The organism is Methylobacterium sp. P1-11 (assembly GCF_008329595.1).
Classification (GTDB): domain Bacteria; phylum Pseudomonadota; class Alphaproteobacteria; order Rhizobiales; family Beijerinckiaceae; genus Methylobacterium.
On sequence record NZ_NPKS01000011.1, the window covers coordinates 114,141 to 140,647 of the forward strand.

The following is a 26,507-nucleotide window of genomic DNA, read 5'->3' on the forward strand; positions in this document are numbered from 1 at the left end:
GCGCCCGGATTGCGGGATGCCGGAGCCTCGCATGGCAACGGGCCCTGCGGATCCCGTACCAGGGGTGCCGTTCCCCGCGACCGCGCGGTCCCGGCGAGACCCGGCCAGTACAGCCCCTGAGGGTTTGCTGAAGGAATAGGGCGCGGGTCCCCGCCCGCAGGGCTGCGCATACTGGCAGCCTCGCGGATCGACTGCTGTGTGATGATCCGTTGTTGCCGATAAAGAAGCGGCCGTATTTTTTCGTCTTCGCTGTTATAGCCGCGCTTACGGCCTGACAAACCCGGCTCTTAACTTGAGTTATTTCATCAAGACCGGATTCCCGATCTACATAGCTTTAAGTCCTTGCAGGGGAGTTTCCACACCTCGTGCCGGAATCCGTGCTCATTACCGGTGGTGCTGGCTTCATCGGCCGCCACCTCTCCACCGAACTGCTGCGCCGCGGCTATCGCGTGCGCGTGCTCGACAGCCTGATCGAGCAGGTCCACGGCGGCAAAAGCGGCGCCGAGGCGCTGCCGCCGGAGGTCGAGTTCCAGGTCGGCGACGTCCGCGACGGTGCAGCGGTGGCCCGCGCCCTGTCGGGTATTGACCGGGTCGTGCATCTCGCGGCCGAGGTCGGCGTCGGCCAGAGCATGTATGCGGTCGAGCGCTATGTCTCGGTCAACGATTGCGGGACGGCGGTGCTGTTCCAGCAGCTCATCGACGCGCCGGTGAAGCGCGTGGTCGTGGCCTCCTCGATGAGCATCTACGGCGAGGGGCTCTACCGCACCTCCGACGGGACGACCGCCGAGGAGGTGGTGCGCCGCCCGCGTCGGCCCGGTGAGCCCTGGGATCCCCTCGATTCCCACGGGCAGCCCATGCGGCCGATCCCGACCCCGGAATCGAAGCGCCCGGCGCTGGCCTCCGTCTATGCCCTCACCAAGTACACGCAGGAGCGCCTGACGCTGACGCTCGCCCCCGCCTACGGCATGGAAGGCGTGGCGCTGCGGCTGTGGAACGCCTACGGTCCGGGGCAGGCGCTGTCGAACCCCTATACCGGCGTGCTGGCGATCTTCGCGGCGCGCCTGCACAACGGCCAGCCGCCGATGATCTTCGAGGACGGCGCGCAGCGGCGCGACTTCGTCCACGTGGAGGACGTGGCCCGGGCCTTCGCGCTGGCCCTGGAGCACCCGGCCGCGGCCGGCCAGGTCTACAATGTCGGCAGCGGCCAGGACCGGACGGTCAGCGAGGTCGCCCGCCTGCTGGCCCATGCCATGGGCCGCGACGGAATCGAGCCGGAAGTGACCGGCCAGGCGCGGCTCGGCGACATCCGCCATTGCATCGCCGATATCGGCAAGATCCAGCGGGAACTCGGCTACGCGCCGCGCCGCGACTTCGCGGAGGGGCTCGCCGAACTCGCCGCCTGGGTGGCCGAGCAGCAGGCCATCGACCGCGTCGCCGAGGCGCGGCGCGAACTCGAAGCACGCGGTCTCGTCGCGTGAGCGGCCGGCCGATCCTCGTCACCGGTGGGGCCGGATTCATCGGCGCCAACCTGTCCGACAGCCTCGCGGCGGACGGCCACACGGTGATCGTCTACGACATCCTCTCGCGCCCCGGCGTCGAGGCCAACCTCGCATGGCTCCGGCAGCGCCACGGAAGCCGGATCATCGCGGTCGTCGCCGACATCCGGGACATCCAGGAACTCGGCCGCGCGGTGGCGGAGGCCGGCGCGGTGTTCCACTTCGCCGCGCAGGTCGCGGTGACGACGAGCCTCGTCGCCCCGCGGGCCGACATGGAGATCAACCTCCTCGGCACCGTGAACCTGCTGGAGGCCATCCGGACGCTGCCGCGGCCGGTGCCCCTGCTCTACGCCTCGACCAACAAGGTCTACGGCGACCTGCCCGACATCGCCCTCGAGCCGATCGGCGACGCTTACCTGCCGGCCGATCCGGAGCTGCGCCGGCGCGGCATCGGCGAGGCGCGGCCCCTCGATTTCCACACGCCCTACGGTTGCTCGAAGGGCGCGGCCGACCAGTACGTCCTCGACTACGCCCGCAGCTTCGGCATCCCGGCGGCGGTGATGCGGATGAGCTGCATCTACGGTCCGCGCCAGATGGGCAACGAGGACCAGGGCTGGGTCGCCCATTTCCTGATCCGGGCGCTCGCCGGCGAGGCGGTCACGCTCTACGGCGATGGTCGGCAGGTGCGCGACATCCTGCACGTGCGCGATGTGGTGGCGGTCTACCGGGCAGCGCTCGCCCGCATCGACGATGCGGCGGGCCGGGCCTTCAATATTGGTGGTGGCCCCGGCAACGCGGTGAGCCTGCTGCAGCTCCTCGACCATGTCGGGGCGCTGCTGGGACACCCCGTGGCGCGCAGCTTCCAGGCCTGGCGTCCGGGCGACCAGCGCTACTACGTCTCCGACACGAGCCGGGCCGTCGAGCGGCTCGGCCTCGTGCCCTTCACGGGCTGGCGCGACGGGGTCGCCGACCTCGCCGAGTGGCTGGCCGGCGCGCGCGCCCAGTCCGAGGGCGCCGGTCCGATCGCAGGAGCGGCCGCATGAGAGTCGCTCTGGTCAACCCGCCCTGGGACTACCGCAACAGCATCTATTTCGGCTGCCGCGAGCCGCACCTGCCGCTCGAACTCGGCTATTCCGCCGCGCTCCTCGCGGCCTCCGGTCACGAGGTGCTGCTCGTGGACGCGCATCTCGAGGGCCTGACCGCCGAGACCGCCGCCGACCGCGTGGTCGCCTTCGCCCCCGGCATGACCGTGGTGGCGACTGCCCCCACCTACCTGTTCTGGCGCTGCGCCCCCCCGGAGCTGCGGGTGCCGCGAGCCTTCCTCGACACTTTGGCGGGCCGGGGCGGGACCAGTGTGGCGGTCGGCCCCCACGGCTCGGCGACGCCGCGGCCGGTCCTCGACAAGCTCGGCTGCGACATCGTCGTGCGCGGCGAGTGCGAGGAGGTCGTCGCCCGGCTCGCCGGCCTCGGCGACCTGCGCACCGAGACCCTGCGAACCGAGACCCTGCGAACCGAGACCCTCCGGTCCGTGCCCGCCCTCGCCTTCCGCGACGGTGAGAGCGCCCACGTCACCGGCGCGCCCCATGCCGGTCGCTTCACCGACCTTCCGGCCCTGCGCTGGCCGGAGGGCTGGATCGCGCGGCACCGGCACCACCACCACCGGTTCGACGCCGCGCCGGACGGGCCGGGGGCCGAGGTCGAGGCCTCGCGCGGCTGCCCCTACACCTGCTCGTTCTGCGCGAAGATCGATTTCCGTGATGCCTATCGTCGCCGCGACCTCGTCCACGTCCTCGACGAGATCGACGGGCTGATCGCGCAGGGTGTCACCTACGTCTACTTCGTCGACGAGATTTTCCTGCCGCAGAAGCCGCTGCTGGAGGCCCTCGTCGCCCGGGACCTGCGCTTCGGGATCCAGACCCGGATCGACCTGTGGAAGCCCGACATGCTCGACCTCCTCGGGGCAGCGGGTTGTGTCTCCATCGAGGCCGGGATCGAGAGCCTCACGGAAGCCGGCCGCGCCGCCCTCGACAAGCGCTGCCGCGCCTCGACGGATGACCTCGCCGAGCGCCTGATCCACGCCCGCCGCTCGGTGCCCTTCGTGCAGGCGAACCTCATCGCCATGGCGGGGGACGATCCCGACCTCGTGGCCACGTGGCGCGACCGCCTGCGCGGCCAGGGCGTTTGGGCGAATGACCCGGTGCCGCTCTACCCCTATCCGAGTTCCCCCGATTACCGGCGCCTCTGGGGCGCACCCGACGACCAGGCCTGGGAGCGGGCGCACGCGCATTATCTCGGCCAGTTCGCGCAGTTCAGCGACATCCAGGACGAGCGCCCCCTGCCGCTGTCCGAGCTGGAGGCCGCATGCGGGTGCTGCTGAGCCCCTCTCGGACACCGGCGCCGCATGTCCTGATGAGCGCGGATGCGGTGGGCGGCGTCTGGCAGTACAGCCTCGACCTCGCGGCCGGCCTGATCCGGCAGGGCTTGGCCGTGACCGTCGCGGTTCTGGGGCCTGCGCCGTCCGAGGCTCGGATCGCGGCGGCTCAGGCTGACACGGGTGCGTGCATCCGCGTCACCGGGCTGCCCCTGGACTGGACCGCCGAGACGCCCGGGGCCGTGCTGGACGCCGCGGCAGCGCTCGCGAGGCTCGCCCGCGAGATCGGGGCCGACCTCGTCCACCTGCATAGCCCCGCCATGGCGCTCGCTGATTTCTCCGTTCCAGTGGCGGCCGTGTGCCATTCCTGCGTGGCGACGTGGTGGGATGCCGTCGAGACCGGGCCGCTCCCGGCCGATCTCGCGTGGCGCCACGACCTCACCGCGCGGGGCTGCCGCGCCGCCGACGCCCTCCTCGCCCCCACCCGGGCGCACGCGCTGGCGACCGCCCGGGTCTGCGGCCTCGCGCAGCCACCCGTCGTCGTCCGCAACGGCCGCGCCCCGCGCTCGGTGCCGCAGCGGGCAGCCGTGCCCGTCGCCTTCACGGCCGGCCGCCTCTGGGATCGGGCGAAGAACGCCACCGCTCTCGACCGCCTCGCCGGGCGCCTGTCGGTCCCGCTGCGCGCCGCCGGCTCCGTGGGCGGGCCGAACGGCGCGCGGGTCGAGACGCGCCACCTCCAGCTTCTCGGGCGGCTCGACGATGCCGGGATCGCCGCGGAGCTCGCCGGCCGCCCGGTCTTCGTGTCGCTCGCCCGCTACGAGCCGTTCGGTCTCGCCGCGCTGGAGGCCGCCGCTTCGGGCTGCGCCCTCGTCCTGTCCGACAGGCCGGGTTTTCGGGAATTGTGGGACGGCGCCGCCGCCTTCGTGGGTGCGGACGACGATGCCGCAGCGGCGAAGGCCGTGCAGGCTCTTCTGGACGATCCCGCCCGGCGCGAAGCCGCCGGGGCCGCGGCTGCCGATCGCGCTGCCCGCTACGGCGTCGAGGCGATGACCGAGGGTGTGCTCGGCGTCTTGCACGGCCTCCTCGCCGGGGGGCCGGCGCGGCTCGGCGGAGCCGCCGCATGAGGATCGCCTATTTCACCCACTCGCTGGCCTCGTGCTGGAACCACGGCAACGCGCATTTCCTGCGCGGCGTCCTGCGGGAGCTGATGGCGCAGGGCCACAGCGTCGCGGCTTACGAGCCGCAGAGCGCCTGGAGCCTCGAGAATCTCCTGCGCGATCACGGCGCGGCCGGCCTCGACGCCTACCGGACGGCCTATCCGGAGCTCGGCTCCGAGCGCTACGCGGCGATCGACGCGGTGGTCGAGCGCGTGGCCGAGTGCGACCTCGTGCTGGTCCATGAATGGAGCGAGCCGGCCCTGGTGGCGGCCCTGGCCGCCGCCCGGCGCCGCGGGGCGCGCTACACGCTCCTGTTCCACGACACACACCACCGGGCGGTGAGCGCGCCGGAGGAGATGAAGCGCTTCGACCTCGACGGCTACGACGGCGTGCTCGCCTTTGGTGAGACCCTCGCCGCCGTCTACCGGGCGAAAGGGTGGGGCCGCCGCGCCTTCGTCTGGCACGAGGCGGCCGATACCCGCCTGTTCCACCCGCCCGTCGAGGAAGGCGCCCGCGCCGGCCTCATCTGGATCGGCAATTGGGGCGACGACGAGCGCAGCGCGGAGCTCGAGACCTACCTGTTCCGCCCGGCCGCGCAGGTCGGCCTGCCCCTCGACGTCTACGGGGTGCGCTATCCCGAGGCGGCGCTCGCGACCCTGAAGCGCTACGGCGCGGTCTATCACGGCTGGGCCGCGAACGCCGCCGCGCCCGGACTGTTCGCCCGCCATCTCGCCACGGTCCACGTGCCCCGGCGCTTCTACGTGGAGCGCCTGCCGGGCATCCCGACGATCCGGGTGTTCGAGGCCCTGGCCTGCGGCATTCCCCTGGTCTGCGCCCCCTGGGACGACGCCGAAGCGCTGTTCCGTCCGGGCCAGGACTATCGCGTGGCCCGCACCGGTGCCGAGATGGAGAGCCACTTGCGCGCCCTGGGGGCCGATCCCGGCCTGCGGCAGGCGCTTGCGGCCTCCGGCCTCGCCACGATCCGGGCACGCCACACCTGCGCGCACCGGGCCGAGGAACTTCTGTCCATCGCCGAGAGCCTGCGGGCGCCCGCCACCCTGGAGGCCACCGCGTGAGAATCGCCTTCTACGGCTCCTCCCTGCTGTCGTCCTACTGGAACGGCGCCGCGACCTATTACCGGGGCATGCTCGCCGCCCTGGCGCAGCATGGCCACACGATCACATTCTACGAGCCGGATGCCTTCGACCGACAGCAGCACAGGGACATCGAGTCCCCGCCCTACGCGGCCGTGACGGTCTACCCGGCGACCATCGAGGCGGCGCGCGCGGTCATCGCCGAGGCGGCGCAAGCCGACGTGGTCGTGAAGGCGAGCGGCGTCGGCGTGTTCGACGATGAATTGCTCGCGGGCGTGATCGCCGCCTCCCGCCCCGAGGCAGTGCGGATCTTCTGGGACGTGGACGCCCCGGCGACGCTTGCCGAGATGCGCGCCAACCCGGACCATGCCCTGCGCCGCGCCCTGCCGGATCTCGACCTCGTGCTCACCTACGGAGGCGGGCCGCCGGTGGTCTCGGCCTATGCGGGGTTCGGCGCCCGCGCCTGCATCCCGATCTACAACGCCCTGGACCCGGAGACGCATTTTCCGGTGCCGCCGGAGCCGCGCTTTTCCGCCGACCTCGCCTTCCTGGGCAACCGCCTGCCGGACCGCGAGGCCCGCGTCGAAAAGTTCTTTCTGGCCGCGGCGGCCCGGCTGCCGGAGCGGAGCTTCCTGATCGGCGGCAACGGCTGGGAGAGCCGTGGCCTGCCGCTGAATGTCCGGCATCTCGGCCACGTCTACACGCGCGAGCACAACGCCTTCAACACGACGCCCTTGGCAGTCCTGAACATCGCCCGCGACAGCATGGCGGCGGTGGGCTTCTCCCCCGCCACCCGGGTGTTCGAGGCCGCCGGCGCCGGCGCCTGCCTGATCACCGATGCCTGGGAGGGCCTCGGCCTGTTCCTCGACGCGGGCACCGAGGTGCTGGTCGCCCGGGACGGCCGCGACGTCGCCGACCACGTCGCCGCCCTTACCCCGGAGCGGGCCCGCGCCATCGGCGAGGCCGCGCGCCGGCGCATCGTTGCCGAGCACACCTATGCGCGCCGGGCCGTCGAGGTCGACGCGACCCTGCGCGAGACGGCGGCCCGCAAGGCCGAGACCGCGGCGGACGCCACCCGACGGAGCGTCGCGTGAGCGCGGTCCCGATGCGCTTGGTCGTCCTGGGGCTCAGCCTGTCCTCCTCCTGGGGGAACGGTCATGCGACCACCTACCGGGCGCTGCTCAGAGCCTTCGCGGCTCGCGGTCACGACGTGCTGTTCCTGGAGCGCGACGTGCCCTGGTACGCCGCCCACCGCGACCTGCCCGATCCGGGCTTCTGCAACCTCGCCCTGTACGCCGATCTCGACGGGCTCGAGCAGCAGCGCGCCGCGATCGCCGGAGCGGATGCCGTGATCGTCGGCTCCTACGTGCCGGACGGCATTGCGGTCGGCGCGCGGGTGCTCGACTGGGCGCGGGGCGTCCGCGCCTTCTACGACATCGACACGCCGGTGACCCTGGCGGCCCTGGAGGCCGGCACCTGCGCGTATCTCGCGGCCGAGCAGATCCGCGCCTACGACCGCTACCTGTCCTTCACGGGCGGCCCGACCCTCCGGTGCCTGGAGCGGGTCTACGGGGCACCGGCCGCCCGGGCCCTCTACTGCTCGGTCGATCCCGAAGCCTATCCGATCCTCGACCGACCGGCGCGCTACGATCTGAGCTATCTCGGGACCTACAGCCCGGACCGGCAGCCCACGCTGGAGCGCCTGCTGCTCGAGCCGGCCCGCCGCGCCCCGGACCTGCGCTTCGCGGTTGCCGGCCCGCAATACCCCGCGGACATCGACTGGCCCGCCAATGTCGAGCGCATCGAGCACCTGCCGCCGGACCGGCACCCGGATTTCTATGCGGCGAGCCGCTACACGCTGAACGTCACCCGCGCCGACATGGTCCGGGCCGGCTGGAGCCCGAGCGTACGGCTGTTCGAGGCAGGCGCCTGCGGCACGCCGGTGATCTCCGACCGCTGGGACGGGCTCGACACACTGCTGGTGCCGGAGCGCGAGATCCTCTTGCCCGGCGGCTCGGACGAGGTCCTGGCCATCCTGCGCGGGCGCGCCGAGGCGGATCGGCGGAGCCTCGGTGCGGCCGCTCGCGCGGCGATCCTCGCGCGGCACACCGCCGCCGCCCGCGCCGAGGAACTCGAACGTTTCCTCGGCGAGGCGCGCGCGCGGCCCGGATCCGCGCGTTCCGCCGCGCCCGATCTCGCGATCATCGGTCACTAGGCACTCGGGAGAATGATGGTGGAAACCAGGAGCGGCATCCGAGTCCTCGTCGCCGGCGGCGCTGGGTTCATCGGCTCGCATCTGATCGACGCGCTCCTCGCCGACGGCGCGCGGGTCACCTGCGTCGACAGCCTGCTGACCGGCCGGCGCGCGAACCTCGCACATCTCGTCCAGGAGCCGCGCTTCGACTTCATCGACGCGGACGTGACGGAGCCGCTGCCGTCGCTGCCGCGGGTCGATTGGGTGTTCAACCTCGCCTGCGCGGCCTCGCCGCCGCATTACCAGGCCGACCCGGTCCACACGATGATGACCAGCGTGCTGGGCACCGGCCGGCTGCTGGAATTCGCCCGGGATGCCGGGGCGCGCTTCCTCCAGGCCTCGACCAGCGAGGTCTATGGCGATCCGGAGCGGCACCCGCAGCAGGAATCCTACTGGGGCAACGTGAACCCGACCGGGCCGCGGGCCTGCTACGACGAGGGCAAGCGCTCCGCCGAGACGCTGACCTTCGATTTCGAGCGGCGGCACAGCCTCGACATCCGGGTAGCGCGGATCTTCAACACCTACGGGCCGCGGATGCGCGCCGATGACGGCCGCGTCGTCTCCAACGTGATCTGCCAAGCGCTCGCGGGCGACGACATCACGGTCTACGGCAACGGCGAGCAGACCCGCTCCTTCTGCTACGTCAGCGACCTCGTGGACGGACTCCTCCGGCTGATGGCGGCCGAGACGCCCCTCGACGGGCCGGTCAATCTCGGCAATCCCCGCGAGATGACGGTCGGCGAGCTGGTCGACCTCGTCGTGCGCATGACCGAGACCCCATCCCGGATCGTGCGCCGGCCGCTCCCGGTGGACGATCCCCAGCGCCGCCGCCCGGACATCACCCGCGCCGAGACCCTGCTCGGCTGGTCTCCCAAGGTGCCGCTCGAGGCAGGTCTGGAGGCGACGATCGCGTGGTTCTCCCGCGAGATCGCCCCGCGCCGGGCTCGGCCCGCGATCGAGGAGCGCGCCGTTGTCGCCGGCTGAGCCACGCCCCAGGCGGCCGAGGCGCTGATGGCCGCCTCCCCCATCCGCGTCGGCCTCGTCGGGATCGGCAACTGCGCCTCGTCCTTCGTGCAGGGGCTGCACCATTACCGCGACGCGGCTCCCGACGAGACCGTGCCGGGCCTGATGTCGCCGGATCTCGGCGGCTACCGGGTGCGCGACATCACGGTCGTCGCGGCCTTCGACGTCAGCGCCGCCAAGGTGGGACGGGATCTCGCCGCCGCGATCCTGGCCGAGCCCAACAACACGCAGGTCTTCGCCGCTGTGCCGGAGGCCGGCGTCACGGTGCGGCGCGGGCCGACCCATGACGGTATCGGCCGCTACCTGGAGGGCGTGATCGCGGAATCGCCTGAGCCCGTGGCCGACGTGGTCGCCGAATTGCGGCGCACCGGAACGCAGGTGCTCGTCTCCTACCTGCCGGTGGGCTCCCAGGCGGCCACCGAATTCTACGCGGAATGCGCCCTGCAGGCCGGCTGCGCCTTCGTGAACTGCATCCCGGTCTTCATCGCGTCCAACCCGGAATGGGCGGAGCGCTTCGCCGCCAGAGGGCTGCCGATCGTCGGCGACGACATCAAGAGCCAGGTCGGCGCCACCATCGTGCACCGGGTGCTGGCGAACCTGATGCGCGAGCGGGGCGTGCGGCTCGACCGGACCTACCAGCTCAATTTCGGCGGCAATGCCGACTTCCTGAACATGCTCGAGCGCGAGCGGCTGGAATCGAAGAAGCTCTCCAAGACCCGGGCGGTGACGAGCCAGCTCGATGCGCCGCTGGCGCCGGGCGACGTCCATGTCGGCCCCAGCGACCACGTTCCGTGGCTGACCGACCGGAAATGGGCGCATATCCGGCTGGAGGGCACCGCCTTCGGCGGCGTGCCGCTCAACATCGAACTGAAGCTCGAAGTGTGGGATTCGCCGAACTCCGCCGGCATCGTGATCGACGCGGTGCGCTGCGCCCGCCTCGCCCTCGACCGGGGTCTCGGCGGTGCGCTCGAGGGTCCGTCCAGCTACTTCATGAAGTCGCCGCCGCGGCAATTCACCGACACGGAGGCGCGGGCGCGGACCCAGCGCTTCGTGGCGGGCGAGGAGGCGTGATGGGGGACCCGGACGGGCGGGGCGCCGCCCCCCTCTCCCCGCATGCCGGGAGAGGCTCGCACGGACCCCGTCGTCCGTGCGGGAAGCGCAGGCGCGGCCGGAGCGGCGGTGAGGGGGAGGCTCCGTACGCGACTCACCCGGCGCCGCTCCCTCACCTTCGGCCGCCGCCTCGCTTCATGCCCCGACAAGGGGGCATGAAGTCCTCTCCCCGCAGGCGGGGAGAGGGGATGAACCCATGGGGTGCGGCGCGTCGCGAAAGCCGGAATGCCGCATGAGGCAGGTCTTCCTTGTCCGCCACGGCAGCCACGACCGGCTCGGGCGGATCCTGTGCGGACGCATGCCGGGCGTGTCCTTGAGCGAGACCGGCCGCGCCGAGGCCCAGACCCTCGCCCGCTCACTCGCCCGCCGCCTCGTCGGGACCGGCGCCGGCACCCTGCTGGCGAGCCCGCGCGACCGCACCGCCGGGACCGCCGCGCCGATCGCCGCGGCCCTCGGGCTCACGGTCGAGGCCGAGCCCGACCTCGACGAGATCGAGACTGGCGCCTGGACGGGCCGCGGCTTCGACGAGCTCGCGGCCGATCCCCTCTGGGCCGCCTGGAACGCGGAGCGCGCTGTCGCCCGCCCGCCGGGCGGCGAGAGCATGGCCGAGGCGCAGATGCGCGTCGGCCGGGTCCTCGACCGCTTCGCCGCGGATGGTGCCCCCGTTATCCTGGTGAGCCACGGTGACGTGATCCGTGCAGCGCTGCTCAAGATCCTCGGCCTCGGCCTCGACGCCTACGACCGGATCGTCATCGATCCGGCCTCCTGCAGCGAACTCGCCCTCTGGCCCGGCGGCGGGCGGGTGGTGTCGATCAACGAACGGACCGCTCCATGACGGCTGCAGACCTGCGCCGGCAGGCCGACGCCCTCGGCCCCTGGTTCCACAACATCGATCTCGGCGACGGGGTCTGGACCGCCCCGGACCATTTCCTCGGCGACTACCCGAATGTGAAGTGGCGGCGCTTCGCCGACGCGCTGCCCGCCGACCTCACCGGTAAGAGCGTCCTCGACATCGGCTGCAACGGCGGCTTCTACGCCATCGCGATGAAGCAGCGCGGCGCGGCCCGCGTGCTCGGCCTCGATTCCGACGTGCGCTACCTCGACCAGGCCCGCTTCGCCGCGGCCCATCTCGGTCACGACATCGAGTTCCGCAACCTCTCCGTCTACGATGTCGGCGCGCTCGGCGAACGGTTCGACGTCGTGCTGTTCATGGGCGTGCTCTACCACCTGCGCCACCCGCTGCTCGCCCTCGACCTGATCCGCGAGCACGTGGCCGGCGACCTGTTGGTGTTCCAGTCCATGCTGCGCGGCAGCCGGGCGGTCGAGCCGGTCGCCGAGGATTACGAGTTCTGGGACATGGACCAGTTCGAGCGGCCCGGTTACCCGCGGATGCACTTCGTCGAGCGCGCCTACGCGCATGACTGGACGAACTGGTGGATCCCCAACCGCGCCTGCATCGAGGCGATGCTGCGGGCGAGCGGCTTCGCCATCGAGGCTCAGCCCGAGGCGGAGGTCTATCTCTGCCGCACCGCGCCGGTCCCTTACGGGCTGGGGGCTGAATACCCCGCGCGGTCGAAATTCGACGCACGCGGGGGAACGCGATGATCGACTCGGTGATGCTCTGGAACGAGCCCAACAACAAGTCGCACTGGGACCCGGAACTCGACCCGGACTGGCTGCTCTTCGCTGAGATGGCCAAGGAGGCGGGCCACGCGGTCCGGGCGGCGAACCCGAACCTGATCCGCGTGCTCGGCGGCATCTCGCCGATCGACCCGGTCTTCATCCGCAACATGGAGAGGCGCGGCGTCCTCGACGCCGTAGACGCCGTGGCGGTGCACGGCTTCCCCCTCGACTGGAACCTGTGGTCGATCCACGACTGGCCGGCCAAGCTGGAGGAGATCCGCGCTGTCACCGACCTGCCGGTCTGGGTCTCGGAGGTCGGCGTCTCGACCTTCGGCGCCGAGGAGGTGCAGGATTGGGGTCTGCGCCGGACCCTCGAACTGCTCGCCGGTCGGGCGCCACGGATCCACTGGTACAGCCTCTACGACCTGCCGCGGGAATGGGAGGCGACCACCCGCCACAAGGAGGCCGAGGGCTCCTCCTACTACCGGCACTTCCACATGGGCCTGCTGCGCCAGGACGGCACTCCGAAGATCGCCCTGGAGAGCTTCGCCCGCCACACTCCCGAGATCGGCCTGTGCCAGTGGTTCCACTTCGAGGATCACCGGCTCGACGACGCGGTGACGTGGATGAAGCGGCTCGGCGTCCGGTATCTCCGCACCGGCCTGTCCTGGGCCGACAGCTTCCGCCCCGGGGCGCTCGACTGGTTCGACCGGCAGATGGCTGCGCTGCAGGATTTCGACGTCACCGTCACCTTCTGCTTCACCCCGGAGCACCGGGGCATCTCGCCCCACCACACCAGTGCGCCGCTGGTCCGCGCCGAGTTCGCGGAATTCTGCGCCGCCATGGTCCGCCGCTACGCCCCCGGACCCATGCCCGGCGCGACCTGGTAGAGCGCGCGGTCGCGGGATCTTGCGCCGGCCTCATCCGGATGGGGGATGCGCGCGCCCCGCTCCGGCTCTAAGATCGAGTCTTCTCCGAGACGAGATCACCTCCAGCCCGCCCGGCCCGGCCGCGGCGGGCTTCTTGTCGGACGCCTCGAAGCGGCGCTACCGCCGGATCGGCAGCCGGTGGACGGAGCGCCCGGAGCTGTCGCGCACGACCAGGCTCCAGGCCCGGGTGGGATCGGCCGCGCAGACCTCATCGGCCATCTCGGCGACGACGCTGCGTGCCTCGGCCAGGGCCTCGTCCAGGCTGATGACCTCCACGCCGTCCTCGTCGCGGATCGTCTCCTCGGCGCTCTCGACGTCGAAGTAGAAGCGCTCGGACACCGACCTCCCCCCTGCTGCCGCCCTGTGGCGGTCGTCCAGATATCACGACGTAGTGCGAAACACGACTGGGACAGGTCTTGGGTCGGATAAACCTTAATGCATTTAAAACATGAATTCACCCGCATCTACGCGAGGCGGATGAGATTTCCCTCAAGTTATCAATTATAGGACTCCGGAACGTCCCCCTGCCGTTGTCCGACGGTTTGGTGCGGTGGCGTTCCTGAGCCGGGGCCCGTGACATGTCGACCTCCGCCAACCCGCCCAACCCGAGCGCCGAGAACGCCACGCTGCGCAAGGACAAGCTGCGCGCGCATATCAGAAGTGTCTTGTCGACGATCCGGCCTCATCATAGGGGCCGCGGGTCCGCGTCGATGCGGGCCTCGGGATACGCCTTTGGAGGGTGGTTCTGCGGCGTGGCTGCGGCATCGGTCCCGCTTTTTAGGTAGCAACGCTCCGTCCAAGGGAGGTGTTTCTTGAGGCGCCGCAATCCGGCGCTTCGAACGGCGTCCCATGGCAGAGAACACCCGACTCCGATCCCATATTCGTGGCGTGCTGCTCAGATTGATGCAGATGCTGCGCGAGCGGGCCGGCTGACGGGGTTCGTCTCGGAGGCCGGGCCCGATTGACCGCGGCCAATATCCGGTCCGCCGCTCGGCGGACCGGATTTTTCGGTCGGCGCCTCAGCCCGCTTGGCCGCCCATCATCGCCTGCATCCGGGAAAGCCGGGCGATGTGCAGGTTGATCAGCGGCAGGGCGCCGCGGGCGATCGCGCGCAGGCCCGGATCCTCGCCCGCCTGGGCGTAGGAGCCGTGGATGCCGAGTGCCTCCTTGTGACCCTGGAGCGAGGCGTTCACGAAGGTGGCGTCGTATTGCGGCCCCGGCGGCATGGCGGAGAGCTGCGCCAGGATCTGCGCCTTCTGCGCGTCGGTGGTCATGCCCTGGGCCGAGGGCGGGACGCCGAGCACGCCGCCGGCGACACCCGTCGCCGCGTTCACTGCGGTGCCAGCCACCGCCACAGGTGCTGCGACGAGGCCGCCGATCAGGCCGCCCGGGCCTGTCGCGGCGGGGCCGGGGACCGGGGCGCCACCCGTATAGGCGTTGATCTTGCGGGCGAGGTTCACCTGTTCGACGACCTCGGCGCGGGCGAATTTCTTGACGCCGGGATTGGCGGTCTTCGCGTGGGCGTCGCGGGCCGTGTTCTCCAGGAACAGGCCGCCGGTGGTGGCCATCTGGAGATAGGCGCCGGTCGGGATCGCGCCGGCCGGCGTGACTTGCGCGATGGCGGTGCGCGTGACCGCCAAGGCGGCGGTGGCGCCCAGCATCGTGGTGAGGAGATCGCGACGGTGCATCATGGGATAGGCTTCCGGATTGGGTGAGGCACCCGACGCCCCGATCATCGCTTGAGGTGCTGCCCGGCGAACCGCACAGGGCGGACAAGGTTCCTGATCGGCGGGCGCGCGGCGCTGCCGAACCGAGCCACGGGCAGTTCGCGGGATGGACCGGAATTCGCACGCCAACGATCGGTCTTTCGCCTTTCGGTGCGGTTTTCGTTGCCTCGCCTGCAGCTTTATCTCCGATCGATACAGATCTAGATTGGCGGACCGCACGAAGCGGCCATGCGTCCGCGCCGGGTTGCGGCCGCCCTCCCGGACGGACCGGCTCTCGAGGTGACGATGGGCCAGACGACGATCAAGGACGTCGCTCGAAGGGCCGGCGTGAGCTTCCAGACGGTCTCGCTGGTCCTGAACCATCCGCAGAAGGTCGCCCGGACGACGCGCGAAACCATCGAGACGGCCATGCGCGACCTGGACTTCGTGCCCAGCCTCGCCGCCCGGTCCCTGCGCAAGAAGCCCAGCCGCAGCATCGCCTGCGTGTTCTCCCTCAGGGGCCACCCCGCCGCCGACGCGTCCCGCCTGAGGGAGGAGGCCGAACAGGGCCTCGTCCTGCAGACCTTCGGCTACGTGACCGACCAGCACGGCTATACCCTGGTCCATCGGTGTCGCCGCGGCGACGATCCGGACGGCCTGAGCCGGATCGCCAGCCTGGTCAGCGAGGCTCGGGTCGACGGCATCGTGGCCTTCGCCGACTGCCAGGACGACCCGCTGATCGGCCTGCTGCAGGCCAAGCGGTTCCCGTTCGTCGTGTTCGGCCTGGATGTTCCCGGCACGCACTACGCCATGCGGGCCGAGCGCGACGCGGTCCGCGACGCCGTCCGCCACCTGATCCTGGCCGGGAGCCGGGCGATCTGCCTGCTCACGGGCGCGGATGACGGAAGGCTGCTGCGCGCCGTCACCGAGCGGGTCCGCGGCTACCGGGACGCGCTCGCCGAGGCGGGGCTGCCGCTGCGCGACGACCTCGTCGTGGCGTGCGACGGGACGTCCGAGGGCGGATATCGGGTGACGCGGGCGCTGCTGGAGCGGCCGGGAGCCCGGCCGGATGCCATCGTGGCCGCCAGCGACCGGGCGGCGTTCGGCGTGCTGAAGGCGCTGCACGAGGGCGGCGTGCAGGTCCCCGCGGAGATCCGCGTGGTCGGCTTCGACAACCTCACGCAGGGAGCCTTCTCGGTCCCGAGCCTGACCTCGGTCGATGTCCCGACCCTCGACATGGTCCGGTTTGCCGTCGCGACGCTGGTCGAGCTAATCGAAGGGACGCGCGGACCGGACAACCTCGCCCAGAGGCTGTTTCCCACGCGCCTCGTCGTCCGCGAGTCGACCGAGGCGCGGACGCAGCGCTAGAGGGCGATGCGGGTATCAATCCGCCCGCATGCGCTCCTCACTCGGCCGCGAGGACGCGCCCCCCGGATTCGCCGCCCTGCCCGAATTGGGCCGCGTGCAGGCGGCTGTAAGGACCGCCGGCGGTGAGCAAGGCCGCGTGTCGGCCTTCCTCGACGACCCCGCCCTCCCCCAGGACCACGATCCGGTCGGCGTCCCGGATGGTGGCGAGGCGATGGGCGATCACCAGGGTCGTGCGCCCGCGGGCGAGCTCGGCGAGCGCCCGCTGGATCTCCCGCTCGGTCTCGGTGTCGAGCGCCGAGGTCGCCTCGTCGAGGATCAGGATCGGCGGGTTCTTGAGGAAGACCCGCGCGATGGCGATGCGCTGCTTCTGCCCGCCCGACAGGCGCACGCCGCGCTCGCCCACCACGGTGTCGAGGCCCTCCGGCAGGCCGTCGATCAGGCCGCCGAGCCGGGCGCGTCGCGCGGCCGCGTCGATCTCGGCCTCGGTGGCGTCGAGGCGGCCATAGGCGATGTTCTCCCGGATCGTGCCGGCGAACAGGAACACGTCCTGCTGCACGATGCCGATCTGGCGGCGCAGGCTCGCCAGGGTGATGGCGCGGATGTCGATGCCGTCCACGGTGATGCGGCCCGCCTCGACCTCGTAGAAGCGCGGCAGCAGGGCGCAGAGGGTGGTCTTGCCGACGCCCGACGGGCCCACGAACGCCACCGTCTCGCCGGCTGCCACCGCGAGGTCGAGGCCGGCGAAGACCGGGCGGCCGGGGCCGTAGCCGAAGCCCACCCCCTCGAAGCGAATGTCGCCGCGCAGGGCCTCGACCGCGCGGGCCTCCGGCCGGTCGGTGATGTCGGGTTCGGTGGCGAGCAGCTCCTGGTAGCGGCGGAAGCCCGCCACGCCCTTCGGATAGGTCTCGACCACGGCGCCGATCTTCTCCAGCGGCCGGTAGAACACGCCGACCAGCAGCAGGAAGCCCACGAAGCCGCCGGGCGTCAGGTCGCCCCGGACCACGAAGGCGGCGCCGCCCAGCAGGACCGCGATCTGGACGAGGCGCAGGCCGAGATAGTTGATCGACAGGCCCGCGGCCATGAGCCGGTAGGCTTCGAGCTTGGTATCGCGGTAGCGGGCGTTGTCGAGGGCGAACAGGGCGCGCTCGTGGGGCTCGTTGGCGAAGGCCTGAACGACCCGCATCCCGCCGACATTCTCCTCGATCCGCGCGTTGAAGGCCCCGACCCGGCCGTACTGGGCCTGCCAATTCCGGGTCATGCGGCCGCCGTAGCGGATCGACACGAAGGCGATCAGCGGCAGGATCGCCCCGGTGATCAGCGCGAGCGGCGCGTGGACGGAGAGCATCAGCGCGAAGGCGCCCAGCAGCGTCATCACGGCGATGAAGAGGTCCTCGGGCCCGTGATGGGCGACCTCGCCGATCTCCTCCAGGTCCTTGGTCACCCGGGCGACGAGATGGCCGGTCTTCTGGCCGTCGTAGAAGCGGAAGGAGAGCTTCTGCAGGTGGTCGAAGGCCCGCGCACGCATGGTGGTTTCGATGTTGATGCCGAGCACGTGGCCCCAATAGGTGACCACCACCATCAGCCCGGCATTGGCGACGTAGACCAGCGCCAGCGCCGCCGCGGCGAGCAGGATCAGGCCCCAATCCTGCCGGGGCAGCAGGCTGTCGATGAAGCCCTTCACGGCGATGGGGAAGCCGAGTTCGAGAAGGCCGGACAGCACCGCGCAGCCGAAATCGACCAAGAACAGCGTCCGGTACGGCCGGTAATAGGCGAGGAAGGCCTTCAGCATCGCGGCTCGGATCAGCGTTGGGCGGCGCACGCGACGGGGCAGAGTGCGCCGCAGGATGGCACCCCCGGCAGGCGGTGGCGCAGGCAGCAGGCGCGCCGCCGCCGGCAGCCCGACGCTCCGGGACAGAGCGCCTGCGCCAGGGGGCTCCTAGCGCAGCCTGGGCCGGCGCGCCATCCGAGGCAGGCGGCGACGTCGTCACAGATGGAGGCGCAGGCGGAGGCCGCGCCGGCCCCCGCCCCGCCTCCGGGCGGCGTCCCGAGTTCCCGGGCGACGTAGTCGAGGATCACCGCGGCGTTGCCCCAGAGGATCCGGGGCGCGATCCCGCAGCGGGCGTGGCACAGCTCCACGAACGGGCGCAGATGCGCCTCCACGAGCCCGGTCAGGCCGGGCGCCGGGCAGGCTGCGCGGCCGGACCCGTCCGCGGGCAGGCGGAAGCGGCATGGGCGGCCGGCCGCGTCGAGTTCGAGACTCACGGCGTCAAAGGCGAGCGGCAGCGGCCGGCCGAGGCGGACCAGGGCGGTCAGCGCCGGCGTCGCCAGGGCCGCGAGGTAGAACTGGCTCCAGTACGAGACCCGGACCCGCGGGTCCGCACTCTGGAAATCCGCGCCGAACCCGGCCCCGAAGGCCGCCAGCGTCGCGTCGAACACGTCCGGGTCGCGCAGGGCTCCGGGGGGCAGCGCCCCCGGGCCGCCGGGGCCCTCGGCGATTCCGTCCCGATATGCCGCGAGCGTGTCGGGAACCTGGGCGGCGACCGCTGCGATCATCGCGCTGCCCCGTCTGCCCGCAGGGTCCGGCTCACTGCGACGGCGAGCCACGCCACCGCGGCGGCGTAGAGTGGCAGGGTGGCGGCGAAGTAGCCCGGCCAGCCGATCCAGCCGGCCACCGCCGGGGCGGCCACCCGCAACGGCATGGCGGCGAAGAAGGCGGCGCCGAACAGCAGCGCGTAGTCGGTGGCAGGTCTCGGTCCCTGCGCCCAGCGGTAGATCATGTTGAAGACCGGCACGCCCAGGAACCCGCCGGCGACGAAGCTCAGCACCGCGGCGGCGATGCCGAGATCGGCCATCCGCCCCGCGCAGGCGACAACCATCAGGCCCCCGGAGGCCAGGACGCCGAGCGCGCCCGCCAAGATCAGCCGGACCGTGCCGAACCGCGCGGCCAGCCCCCCCGCCGCCAGCGCCATGACGAGGTTCACGGCCGGGAGGACGGTGCCGGTGAGCGTCCCGACCTGCACGAGCGAGGCGCCGAGATCGAGGAGCGCCAGGGCGTTGGGCCCGGCCACAAGGTAGGAGGCGGCGAAATAGGCCCCGAGCACCAGCACGCGTCCGGCCAGGCGGCGCAGTCGCGCCAGCGACCCAGACCAGCGCTCGGTGTCTTCCCCTGCTCGGCTCCCCCCTGCCCCGCGCGGGTGCGCCTCCCCGCAGCCCAGGATCGGCAGCAGGCAGAGGGCGTCGAGGGCCGCGCAGGCCAGGGCCGCCCCGCGCCAGCCCAGGCTGTCGTAGGAGCCGACCAGCACGCCGACCCCCAGGATGCCGCCGAGGGAGGCACCGCACAGCTTGGCCGAGGCCACGAAGGCGCGCCGCTCCGCCGGCACGGTCTCGACCACCAGGGCCTCGAGGGCGATGTCCATGGTGGCCACGCAGGCGCAGGCGGCGATCGCCAGGGCGAGGAGCGCCAGGAGCGGCCAGGTCTCGCCGAGGCTCAGGACCACCAGCAGGAGCACCGAGGCGGCCTGCGCGGCCGCGATCCAGCCGGTCCGATGGCTGAAGAACGGCAGGCGGAGCCGGTCGAGGAGGGGCGCCCAGAGGAAGGTAAGCCCGACCGGCAGGTTGATCAGCTGCAGCAGCCCGACCTCGGCTAGCTCCACACCTCGCGCCCGCAGGATCAGCGGCGCCCCGCCGGACAGGAAGCCGAGCGTGGCCCCGAAGGTCACGTACAGGCAGAAGAACGGCGCGAGCGGCCGCAGGCCCGCCAGGGTGTCGATGACCCGGGTGCCGATGGCGGGGCCGGCGGAGCCGGTCACCCTGGCCTGCACGCTACGCCGAGGCCCGTGCTGGCCCGGAGGCTGCAGTTTATAATCACACTAATCTATTGATATCCCTCGGGTTTTGCTGTCTAAAGGGACCGATGCCTTCAATCAAGGTGGGGATCTGCGCCGCCGGCTCCTGTCTCGGCCGCGGGGTCCGGGCTGGCGTTAACCTTTCATCAACGATGTCCCCGACAGAATCTCCGTCGGAGGGCTGAGCCATGACCCGAGGCCGGGATTTCGACGCGCTGAGCGAAGCGCAGATCGCCGCGGGCCGAACGCAGCGGCGCTGGGTCGAGCCGAAGGCGGGGTTCCGTCCGGGAACGCCGCAGGCCGTGTCCGATCTGCTCGACACGATCCAGCACGTGGCCGAAGCCGCCACCGGCGAGCGCAGTTTCCTGCACCTGCGTCCGGAAGGTCGCCGGACCGGCGGACGCTGAGACGATCCGTCCCACGTTCCCGCCGACCTGATCGCGCAGTGCACTGGCAAGGGCCGGCCGGTTCTGCAACAACGCCGGTATGAGACGGCGCCCCGCCCTCACCGCGCTGCATTAGGCGATGCAGGGCGACACCGTGCTGGTGGTGGAGGACGAGCCGGTGGTGCGCGAGCAGACCGTGGAGGTGCTGGCCGACCTCGGCTACACGGCGCTCCAGGCCGCGGCTGCCCGCGCGGGCCTCGCCCGACTGCGCGCGCCGGGTCGGATCGACCTGCTGATCAGCGATGTCGGCCTGCCCGGCGGCCCCAAGGGCCGGGAGATGGTGGAGGCGGCCCGCCCGCACCGGCCGGATCTGAAGGTCCTGTTCATCACCGGCTACGCCGAGAACGCGACCTTCGGCACCGGTCCGCTGGAGCCGGGCATGCGGATGATCACCAAGCCGTTCTCCGTGGAGGCGCAGGCCGCGCGGGTCCGCGCGATGATCGCCGGCCTCGACTGACCGCCGATGTCGCTGCCGCCGTCGCTGCCCTTGTCGTTGACGACCCGCATCCTGCTGCTGGTCCTCCTCGCGCTCGCCCCGGCGCTGGCGATCCAGGGCTACAACGAGGTCGCCCTGAGGGCGAGCCGCGACGCGGCCGTTCGGGCCGACGCCCGCGCCACCGCGCGGGACGTCGCGGAGGATTTCGCGCAGATCTCCGAGCGGATGCAGCAGGCCCTCGACCTGATCTCGGGGGATGCCTCGGTGCAGGCGCGGGAGCCGGCGGCCTGCGCCACCTATCTGCGGAGGGCGGCGGCGCGGCTGCCGCACGTGCTGCTGCTCGCCCTCACCGATCCCGAGGGCGCCGTGATCTGCGACAGTGGCGGCTCGCCCGCGGGCTCCTACTCGAGCCGCAGCCGCGCCTATCACCACCGCGCCCTGGAGCGGGGCGGCTACGCAGTGGGCGGCTATGCGGTCGGCTTCCGGACGAAGCGGCCCTCGATCCACTTCGCCCGGGCCATCCATGCCGGAGATTCGGCGGGCGCCCCCGCCGGCGTCCTCCTCGCCGCCGTAGATCTCGACTGGCTCTCCGATCACCTGGAACAGGCGCTCCACCAAGCGGAGACGGCGATCACCGTGACGGACCGCGACGGGCTGATCATCGCCCGCCGCCCGGACGAGGCGGTCTGGATCGGCAGGCCGATCCCGCCCGACCGGGTCGCCATGCTGACGGCCGCGGGCAGCGACGTCCGCGTCGCCGAGGGGCTCGACGGCCGATTGCGGATCATCGCCACCGCACTGCCGGACGGCCCGCTGGCGGGGGTGCGCGTCGTCGTCGGGCGCGACTACGCGACCGCCTTCGCGGATGTCGACGCCGCCACCCGCCGCGGGCTGGTGCTGATCGCCGTGGGAGCGGCGCTGGCGCTGGCCGCCGCCCTCGTGGCCGGGCGGGTTTTCATCCGTCGTCCGATCGACCGGCTCCTGCGCACCGCGGCAGCCTGGCAGGCCGGTGATCTCGCCGCCCGGACCGGCCTGCACGGCGCCACCGAGTTCGACCGGCTCGGCAGCAAGCTCGACACCATGGCCGGCACGCTCGAGCGCAGCACCGCGGCGCTGCATACGGAGATCCAGCGCGGGCGCGCGCTGCAGGCGCAGCAGGGCACGATGCTGCACGAGCTGAACCACCGGGTGAAGAACACTCTGGCCACCGTCCAGGCCCTGGCCCGCCAGTCCCGCGGCTCTGCGGAGGTCCTGGAGGCGCGGATTCTGGCCCTGTCGAAGACTCACGATCTCTTGACCCGCGAGGACTGGAGTGGCGCCTCCCTGCGCGAGGTGCTGGAGAACGAACTCGGTCCCTACCGGACTGGCGGCGACCAGATCCGCCTCGACGGTCCGGACGTGTCGCTGAGCCCCCGCGAGGTGCTGGCGCTCGGCATGACCATCCACGAACTGACCACCAACGCCGCCAAGTACGGCGCCCTGTCGGTCCGGGAGGGTCGCGTTCGCGTCGCGTGGTCGCTCACCGCCGGCGCGGCGGGGGGGCGGCGCCTGCAGTTCACCTGGCAGGAGAGCGGCGGCCCGCCGGTGCAGCCGCCGACCCGGGTCGGCTTCGGGACGCGGCTGATCGCCGGCGGCGTGCGGCGCGAACTCGCCGGCGCCGTCGAACTCGCCTTCGAGACCGCAGGCCTGCGGTGCGGGATCGACGTGCCCCTGGATCCGGGCCTGGGCGCGATGCTGGCGCCGACGAGTTAGGGGCGCCAGTATTCGGCAGGATCACGAAGCGCGGACAAGAGTTTGGAGCCGAGTCCGGACAGATTGCTTCAACATGGCTGGATCCGCCTCGTGGCGTGTGTCGGCCTGCGCGGGGAAGCCGCAGCGCGAGAAGGCGGCCGGCGAGCGGGCGCGAGCCCGCGCCGCTCACGTCATGCGCGAGAATCCGACCACATCATGTTGTTGAATGGAGGATTTCCGGTCTCACGCTCAGGCGCCGGTGCGGGTCACCTCGCGGATGTCGCGCTTCACTTGCCGCCACGTCCGCCAGGGCTCGAGATTCGAGAGCGCCATCCGGCGGGCGCCCATCCAGCCGAGCCCGAGGGCGACGGCCAGGAACGGCGCTGCGACGATCAGCGCAGCCGGGGCCTCGGCGCCGAACGGCACGGCCAGGAGCTTCACCACGGCGTCCAGACCGAGGAAGAAAGTGACGATCAGGAGCACCGGGATCGTGCCGATGATGGCGATCAGCGATACCAGCGCCCGAATATTGCCGTCGACCTCCGTGCGCGCCAGCGTGAGCAGCGCCTCGATATGCGCTGTTCCCTCGCGCAGGGCCGCGATCAGCAGGGCGAGGGTTCCGTCCGGGGTCTGACGCATGGATACGAGGGTCCTCGGGGCCGTCTCCGGCCGTTTCTGGCCAACGGGGCCGCGGCCCGAAGCGTTCCCCGCCGGACACTCACAGCATCAGGAGTACGGCGCCGAGGATCAGCACGGTCGCCAGACCGGCCAAGAGGACGGCCCGGCCGGCATCGGCGCGGTCGTCCGTGTTCGGCTCCGGCGCGGCCTCCGCGGCGGATGGGGGCGCCGCGAAGGCCGCGCCCGGTCCTCCTTCCGCCGCCCGAACCGGCGGCGCCGTGCCGGGCGGCGGCCCCGGGAGGGTGACCGAGACCGGAAGCGGCCGATCCGCCGGCGGGCCGAAGGCCTCGGGCTCGACGCTCACGCCCGCCGCCTCCAGCTCCAGCATCACCAGGACGAGGGCATCGACATCCATGCGCTCGACGGGCAGCACGGCGCGCAGATCGTTGGCGGTGATCGCGCCCTGGTCCCGCCCGAGGGCGACCAGCCGATCGAGCGTTGCGCGATCCAGAGCCTGCGTCATGACCCGCCTCCGCGGCCGCGTTCCTGCCGTCCCTCAAGAACGCGCCGGGGCGGCACCGGTTACCGGCGGCCGCGTGTGGTCGGGCGCTAGGCGCTGAGCGCGGGATTCGCGCTCGGCACCTCGCTACGCGCGGAATCGGGCGCGGCGCCGGTTCCCGGCCGGAACTGGAGCATCGGCCGCTCGATCAGGTACCAGCTCAGCAGGCCGAGGGGGATGGCGGCCGCGAGCGTCAGGGCCGCGACCGACCAGGGAGAGATCCCGGGGATCCGCGCGACCAGCAGGTTCTGCACCGGCCAAGCGTAGAGATACAGCCCGTAGGACGGGTCGGCCTGGGCGGTGACGCGGCTGAGGGCGGTGGGACGCACCGCGAAGGCGAACCAGAAGATCAGGTAGCCGCCGAGGATCGCGAAGGCCGGCTCGGCCAGCGGCCGGCTGAACATCAGCGGCAGGAGCAGAAGGGCCGCCAGGGCCGCGCCGCGCCCCGTATAGGTGATGCGGTCCGCGAACAGCCGGAAGGCGCCGCCGCAGCAGAACACGAAGGTCAGGCGGATCATCTCCGACAGAGAGCCGAGGGCGTCGCCCGGATGCCCGACGGGCAGGAAGAGCCAGCGCAGGGCGAGCAGGGTGCCGAGCCCGGCGAGCAGGCCGAGATACCGCCCGCGGCGGCGCAGGGCGCGGGCGGTGCCGACGAGGCCGAGCAGCAGGTAGCAGCCGAATTCGCAGGGGATCGTCCACATCGCGCCGTTGAGCAGCGGATAGGGCAGCTCGGCGAAGGCGCCCGGGACCACCGGCATCAGCAGCAGCGACAGCCGCAGCAGGGTCTCCATCGGCGAGGCCGCCGCGAGGTCGCCGCCGCCCAGGGGCGCGACGACGGCGATGCAGAGGAGGGACGCGGCCACGAAGGCCGGGTAGATCCGCAGCGCCCGCCGGGCGAGATAGTCGGCGAAGGAGCGCTTGGCGCGGTAGCTCGCGGTGATCAGGTAGCCGCTCACGAGGAAGAAGCCGTCGACGGCGATCTCTCCGAAGGACAGGGTGCCGAAGGCCTGCGTCAGCAGCTCCCGCGACCGGTTGCCGTCCACGAGTTCGGGGGCGTGGGCGAGGATCACCAGGCCCGCGAACAGGAGACGCAGGGACCCGAAATTGTTCGCCCGGGGATCCCGGCCGCCCGCTGTCTCCGCCACCCCTGCCCGCTCCGCAACCCCTCTGCCTCTGAAGTCAGGGGTCGGGAAACGGCGGCCGAAGGCAAGGACACCGGGGCAACACCTGCCGGGGATCTGGCAGCTTTGCCTGTGACCGCACGTGATGGTGCGGGCGCCGTTGCGCTGGCGGCGCGGTTGGGCTAGGGAATGGCCACGGCCAGCACCCGTAGCTCAGCTGGATAGAGCGTTGCCCTCCGAAGGCAAAGGTCACACGTTCGAATCGTGTCGGGTGCGCCAATCTTAAGTCTCTGATTTACTTCAAGATTTGGCTTCATAGGTCCGGTTGTCGAAGCCCATTTTCGGTCCGTCTGTCACACTGGCGTCACAAGCACGGTGGGACACGGGGTATGGCGACCATTCGAAAGCGCGGACAAGCGTGGCAAGTTCAGGTCCGGCGCGACGGCTTCCCTCCGATCACAAAATCGTTCCGTTCGAAGGCTGATGCGGACGGTTGGGCGCGAGAAACTGAGCGTCAAATCGAGAGAGGCGAACTATCCGGCCAAGGGCGAAGCGCGAATCGGCTAACCGTTGGTGCCTTGTTGCAACGGTATGAGGCCGAAGTGACAAGCCGGAAGCGCGGGCGAAAATTCGAGGCATCTCGCATTCGCACCTTTCTCCGGTCACCACTTGCAAACGTCGCGGCACACCGACTCTCGGCACAGATGGTCGCGGCTTATCGAGATGAACGGCTCAAGACCGTGAGTGGCGAGACAGTCCGCCGGGAACTCACAGTCCTCCGGCACTGCATCGAAATTGGCCGCAAGGAATGGGGTGCGCCATTCGCCGGTAATCCCGTCCGTCAGATCACACTCCCCTCCCCGTCCAAGGTGAGAGGCCATCGGCTGCCGGAGGGAGCCGAAGCGTCCTTGATGACCGCACTGACAAGAACGCGAGTGTGGTATCTTCGGCCTCTCATAATGCTGGCACTCGAAACAGGAATGCGGCGTGGTGAGTTGCTGGCCCTAGAGTGGACTAACATTGATTTGAAGGCAAGGCTAGCCATCCTAACAACCTCAAAGAATGGTCATGGTCGTTCAATTCCACTTACACCTAGAGCAATAGCTATTATTTCAGAAATAGAGGTCCGGGACATTCGGTTATTCCCTGTCAATGCCAACGCGGTCCGACTGTCCTGGGAGCGGTTGCGCAAGCGTGCCGGTCTAGGAAACGTGAAGCTCCATTCGATGAGGCATGAAGCAATAAGCCGGATGTTCGAGCTTGGCCTCAGTATACCGGAGGTATCGTTGGTAAGCGGACACCGAACGTTATCCTGTCTACAGAGATACACTCACATTAAGCCCGAGAACGTGGCGGAGAAACTGGCGCGGCTGTCTGTCCGATCTGAATAACTGTTATATCCGGTGAGGCGGTTTAGAACGGCTGCCTTACCGCAACGCAATAATTTCGGCAAATGAAAATAAAAACAGAACAGATCACATCCGAGCGCCCATTTCTGATTGACTGAGAAACAACAGTTATTCAAAACAAAAATCTATAGCTGCTCAAAATACAACTTAGAATATATTGACAACAGGTTAATATTAGATTATAAGCTTCGACATGCCTGACGAATGAATG

25 protein-coding genes and 1 tRNA gene are annotated in these 26,507 nt (G+C 70.9%); 18 read left to right on the forward strand and 8 right to left on the reverse strand.

Annotated features, from left to right (window positions below; translation table 11 throughout):
* Positions 1-365: 365 nt before the first annotated feature.
* The 12 genes from CIW48_RS13305 (at position 366) to CIW48_RS13360 (ending at position 13,018) form a co-directional block, all read left to right on the forward strand.
* Positions 366-1,478 (forward strand): SDR family NAD(P)-dependent oxidoreductase, encoded by a 1,113-nt coding sequence (locus CIW48_RS13305; protein ID WP_149311204.1) that lies wholly within the window; start codon positions 366-368, stop codon positions 1,476-1,478.
* On the forward strand, positions 1,475-2,539 hold the full coding sequence (locus tag CIW48_RS13310) for an SDR family NAD(P)-dependent oxidoreductase (protein WP_149311205.1): 1,065 nt from the start codon (positions 1,475-1,477) through the stop codon (positions 2,537-2,539). Before CIW48_RS13305 ends, CIW48_RS13310 begins: the two co-directional genes overlap by 4 nt.
* Complete coding sequence (locus CIW48_RS13315) at positions 2,536-3,873, forward strand: TIGR04295 family B12-binding domain-containing radical SAM protein (RefSeq protein WP_149311206.1); 1,338 nt, start codon at positions 2,536-2,538, stop codon at positions 3,871-3,873. Before CIW48_RS13310 ends, CIW48_RS13315 begins: the two co-directional genes overlap by 4 nt.
* The gene (locus CIW48_RS13320) at positions 3,858-4,991 is read left to right on the forward strand and encodes a glycosyltransferase family 4 protein (RefSeq protein WP_149311207.1); all 1,134 of its coding nucleotides are present in this window, start codon (positions 3,858-3,860) and stop codon (positions 4,989-4,991) included. The genes CIW48_RS13315 and CIW48_RS13320 overlap by 16 nt, the downstream gene beginning before the upstream one ends.
* Positions 4,988-6,100: a glycosyltransferase gene (locus CIW48_RS13325; protein ID WP_149311208.1), complete on the forward strand. Its 1,113-nt coding sequence runs from the start codon at positions 4,988-4,990 to the stop codon at positions 6,098-6,100. The genes CIW48_RS13320 and CIW48_RS13325 overlap by 4 nt, the downstream gene beginning before the upstream one ends.
* A complete protein-coding gene (locus CIW48_RS13330; protein ID WP_149311209.1) occupies positions 6,097-7,212 on the forward strand; it encodes a glycosyltransferase in 1,116 nt (371 codons plus the stop codon). The genes CIW48_RS13325 and CIW48_RS13330 overlap by 4 nt, the downstream gene beginning before the upstream one ends.
* Positions 7,209-8,333, forward strand: coding sequence for a glycosyltransferase (locus CIW48_RS13335; RefSeq protein ID WP_149311210.1), 1,125 nt, complete (start codon positions 7,209-7,211; stop codon positions 8,331-8,333). Before CIW48_RS13330 ends, CIW48_RS13335 begins: the two co-directional genes overlap by 4 nt.
* Before the next feature lie 15 nt (positions 8,334-8,348).
* Entirely contained in the window at positions 8,349-9,356 is a 1,008-nt protein-coding gene (locus CIW48_RS13340) for a UDP-glucuronic acid decarboxylase family protein (RefSeq protein ID WP_149311211.1), read from the forward strand.
* A gap of 27 nt (positions 9,357-9,383) precedes the next feature.
* On the forward strand, positions 9,384-10,466 hold the full coding sequence (locus CIW48_RS13345) for an inositol-3-phosphate synthase (protein WP_149311212.1): 1,083 nt from the start codon (positions 9,384-9,386) through the stop codon (positions 10,464-10,466).
* Between the two features lie 271 nt (positions 10,467-10,737).
* Positions 10,738-11,340, forward strand: a complete 603-nt coding sequence (locus CIW48_RS13350; protein WP_149311213.1) for a histidine phosphatase family protein — start codon at positions 10,738-10,740, stop codon at positions 11,338-11,340.
* Positions 11,337-12,110, forward strand: coding sequence for a TIGR04290 family methyltransferase (locus CIW48_RS13355; protein WP_149311214.1), 774 nt, complete (start codon positions 11,337-11,339; stop codon positions 12,108-12,110). The genes CIW48_RS13350 and CIW48_RS13355 overlap by 4 nt, the downstream gene beginning before the upstream one ends.
* Positions 12,107-13,018, forward strand: coding sequence for a beta-xylosidase (locus CIW48_RS13360; protein WP_091780750.1), 912 nt, complete (start codon positions 12,107-12,109; stop codon positions 13,016-13,018). The genes CIW48_RS13355 and CIW48_RS13360 overlap by 4 nt, the downstream gene beginning before the upstream one ends.
* 156 nt (positions 13,019-13,174) lie before the next feature.
* Here CIW48_RS13360 and CIW48_RS13365 read toward each other — a convergent pair whose 3' ends face one another.
* Both CIW48_RS13365 and CIW48_RS13375 read right to left on the reverse strand, forming a co-directional pair.
* On the reverse strand, positions 13,175-13,396 hold the full coding sequence (locus CIW48_RS13365) for a hypothetical protein (RefSeq protein WP_091780753.1): 222 nt from the start codon (positions 13,394-13,396) through the stop codon (positions 13,175-13,177).
* Positions 13,397-14,076: 680 nt separating this feature from the next.
* The gene (locus CIW48_RS13375) at positions 14,077-14,745 is read right to left on the reverse strand and encodes a DUF4142 domain-containing protein (RefSeq protein WP_149311257.1); all 669 of its coding nucleotides are present in this window, start codon (positions 14,743-14,745) and stop codon (positions 14,077-14,079) included.
* 267 nt (positions 14,746-15,012) lie between these two features.
* Between CIW48_RS13375 and CIW48_RS13380 the strand changes: the two genes are divergently transcribed.
* Positions 15,013-16,131, forward strand: a complete 1,119-nt coding sequence (locus CIW48_RS13380; RefSeq protein WP_246695228.1) for a LacI family DNA-binding transcriptional regulator — start codon at positions 15,013-15,015, stop codon at positions 16,129-16,131.
* A gap of 37 nt (positions 16,132-16,168) precedes the next feature.
* On the opposite strand, the gene CIW48_RS13385 is transcribed toward CIW48_RS13380, so the two are convergent.
* Genes CIW48_RS13385 through CIW48_RS13395 form a run of 3 tightly spaced genes read right to left on the reverse strand, consistent with a single transcriptional unit; the run spans position 16,169 to position 19,940 of the window.
* Positions 16,169-17,920, reverse strand: a complete 1,752-nt coding sequence (locus tag CIW48_RS13385; RefSeq protein WP_149311215.1) for an ABC transporter ATP-binding protein — start codon at positions 17,918-17,920, stop codon at positions 16,169-16,171.
* 11 nt (positions 17,921-17,931) lie between these two features.
* The gene (gene fhuF, locus CIW48_RS13390; RefSeq protein WP_149311216.1) at positions 17,932-18,684 is read right to left on the reverse strand and encodes a siderophore-iron reductase FhuF; all 753 of its coding nucleotides are present in this window, start codon (positions 18,682-18,684) and stop codon (positions 17,932-17,934) included.
* Positions 18,681-19,940 carry an MFS transporter gene (locus CIW48_RS13395; RefSeq protein ID WP_149311217.1) on the reverse strand — a complete coding sequence of 420 codons (1,260 nt, stop codon included), beginning with the start codon at positions 19,938-19,940 and terminating at the stop codon, positions 18,681-18,683. Before CIW48_RS13395 ends, fhuF begins: the two co-directional genes overlap by 4 nt.
* Before the next feature lie 224 nt (positions 19,941-20,164).
* On the opposite strand from CIW48_RS13395, the gene CIW48_RS13400 reads away from it, so the two are divergent.
* The 3 genes from CIW48_RS13400 to CIW48_RS13410 all read left to right on the forward strand — a co-directional run bounded on the left by CIW48_RS13400 (position 20,165) and on the right by CIW48_RS13410 (position 22,610).
* On the forward strand, positions 20,165-20,383 hold the full coding sequence (locus CIW48_RS13400) for a hypothetical protein (RefSeq protein ID WP_149311218.1): 219 nt from the start codon (positions 20,165-20,167) through the stop codon (positions 20,381-20,383).
* Between the two features lie 118 nt (positions 20,384-20,501).
* Complete coding sequence (locus tag CIW48_RS13405; RefSeq protein WP_149311219.1) at positions 20,502-20,879, forward strand: response regulator; 378 nt, start codon at positions 20,502-20,504, stop codon at positions 20,877-20,879.
* A 6-nt stretch (positions 20,880-20,885) separates the two neighbouring features.
* Entirely contained in the window at positions 20,886-22,610 is a 1,725-nt protein-coding gene (locus CIW48_RS13410; protein WP_149311220.1) for an HWE histidine kinase domain-containing protein, read from the forward strand.
* Positions 22,611-22,838: 228 nt separating this feature from the next.
* On the opposite strand, the gene CIW48_RS13415 is transcribed toward CIW48_RS13410, so the two are convergent.
* From CIW48_RS13415 to CIW48_RS13425, 3 genes are all read right to left on the reverse strand, one after another.
* Positions 22,839-23,228 (reverse strand): phage holin family protein, encoded by a 390-nt coding sequence (locus CIW48_RS13415; RefSeq protein ID WP_149311221.1) that lies wholly within the window; start codon positions 23,226-23,228, stop codon positions 22,839-22,841.
* 79 nt (positions 23,229-23,307) lie between these two features.
* On the reverse strand, positions 23,308-23,730 hold the full coding sequence (locus CIW48_RS13420; protein ID WP_149311222.1) for an RNA polymerase sigma factor region1.1 domain-containing protein: 423 nt from the start codon (positions 23,728-23,730) through the stop codon (positions 23,308-23,310).
* Positions 23,731-23,816: 86 nt separating this feature from the next.
* Positions 23,817-24,911 (reverse strand): acyltransferase, encoded by a 1,095-nt coding sequence (locus tag CIW48_RS13425; protein ID WP_246695229.1) that lies wholly within the window; start codon positions 24,909-24,911, stop codon positions 23,817-23,819.
* Positions 24,912-25,089: 178 nt separating this feature from the next.
* Here CIW48_RS13425 and CIW48_RS13430 point away from each other — a divergent pair.
* A tRNA-Arg gene (locus CIW48_RS13430) sits at positions 25,090-25,166 on the forward strand.
* 632 nt (positions 25,167-25,798) lie between these two features.
* On the forward strand, positions 25,799-26,278 hold the full coding sequence (locus tag CIW48_RS33950) for a site-specific integrase (RefSeq protein WP_281407340.1): 480 nt from the start codon (positions 25,799-25,801) through the stop codon (positions 26,276-26,278).
* The last annotated feature ends 229 nt before the right edge of the window (positions 26,279-26,507 follow it).

What these genes read in the sequence shown, in the direction of transcription:
- CIW48_RS13340 (WP_149311211.1), top strand. Translation starts at nt 8,349, where the DNA reads ATGGTGGAAACCAGGAGCGGCATCCGAGTCCTCGTCGCCGGCGGCGCT.
- CIW48_RS13410 (WP_149311220.1), top strand. Translation starts at nt 20,886, where the DNA reads ATGTCGCTGCCGCCGTCGCTGCCCTTGTCGTTGACGACCCGCATCCTG.
- CIW48_RS13320 (WP_149311207.1), top strand. Translation starts at nt 3,858, where the DNA reads ATGCGGGTGCTGCTGAGCCCCTCTCGGACACCGGCGCCGCATGTCCTG.
- CIW48_RS13375 (WP_149311257.1), bottom strand. Translation starts at nt 14,745, where the DNA reads ATGCACCGTCGCGATCTCCTCACCACGATGCTGGGCGCCACCGCCGCC.
- CIW48_RS13380 (WP_246695228.1), top strand. Translation starts at nt 15,013, where the DNA reads ATGCGTCCGCGCCGGGTTGCGGCCGCCCTCCCGGACGGACCGGCTCTC.
- CIW48_RS13325 (WP_149311208.1), top strand. Translation starts at nt 4,988, where the DNA reads ATGAGGATCGCCTATTTCACCCACTCGCTGGCCTCGTGCTGGAACCAC.
- fhuF (WP_149311216.1), bottom strand. Translation starts at nt 18,684, where the DNA reads ATGATCGCAGCGGTCGCCGCCCAGGTTCCCGACACGCTCGCGGCATAT.
- CIW48_RS13415 (WP_149311221.1), bottom strand. Translation starts at nt 23,228, where the DNA reads ATGCGTCAGACCCCGGACGGAACCCTCGCCCTGCTGATCGCGGCCCTG.
- CIW48_RS13355 (WP_149311214.1), top strand. Translation starts at nt 11,337, where the DNA reads ATGACGGCTGCAGACCTGCGCCGGCAGGCCGACGCCCTCGGCCCCTGG.
- CIW48_RS13315 (WP_149311206.1), top strand. Translation starts at nt 2,536, where the DNA reads ATGAGAGTCGCTCTGGTCAACCCGCCCTGGGACTACCGCAACAGCATC.
- CIW48_RS13360 (WP_091780750.1), top strand. Translation starts at nt 12,107, where the DNA reads ATGATCGACTCGGTGATGCTCTGGAACGAGCCCAACAACAAGTCGCAC.
- CIW48_RS33950 (WP_281407340.1), top strand. Translation starts at nt 25,799, where the DNA reads ATGACCGCACTGACAAGAACGCGAGTGTGGTATCTTCGGCCTCTCATA.
- CIW48_RS13350 (WP_149311213.1), top strand. Translation starts at nt 10,738, where the DNA reads ATGAGGCAGGTCTTCCTTGTCCGCCACGGCAGCCACGACCGGCTCGGG.
- CIW48_RS13400 (WP_149311218.1), top strand. Translation starts at nt 20,165, where the DNA reads ATGACCCGAGGCCGGGATTTCGACGCGCTGAGCGAAGCGCAGATCGCC.
- CIW48_RS13345 (WP_149311212.1), top strand. Translation starts at nt 9,384, where the DNA reads ATGGCCGCCTCCCCCATCCGCGTCGGCCTCGTCGGGATCGGCAACTGC.
- CIW48_RS13385 (WP_149311215.1), bottom strand. Translation starts at nt 17,920, where the DNA reads ATGCTGAAGGCCTTCCTCGCCTATTACCGGCCGTACCGGACGCTGTTC.
- CIW48_RS13405 (WP_149311219.1), top strand. Translation starts at nt 20,502, where the DNA reads ATGCAGGGCGACACCGTGCTGGTGGTGGAGGACGAGCCGGTGGTGCGC.
- CIW48_RS13420 (WP_149311222.1), bottom strand. Translation starts at nt 23,730, where the DNA reads ATGACGCAGGCTCTGGATCGCGCAACGCTCGATCGGCTGGTCGCCCTC.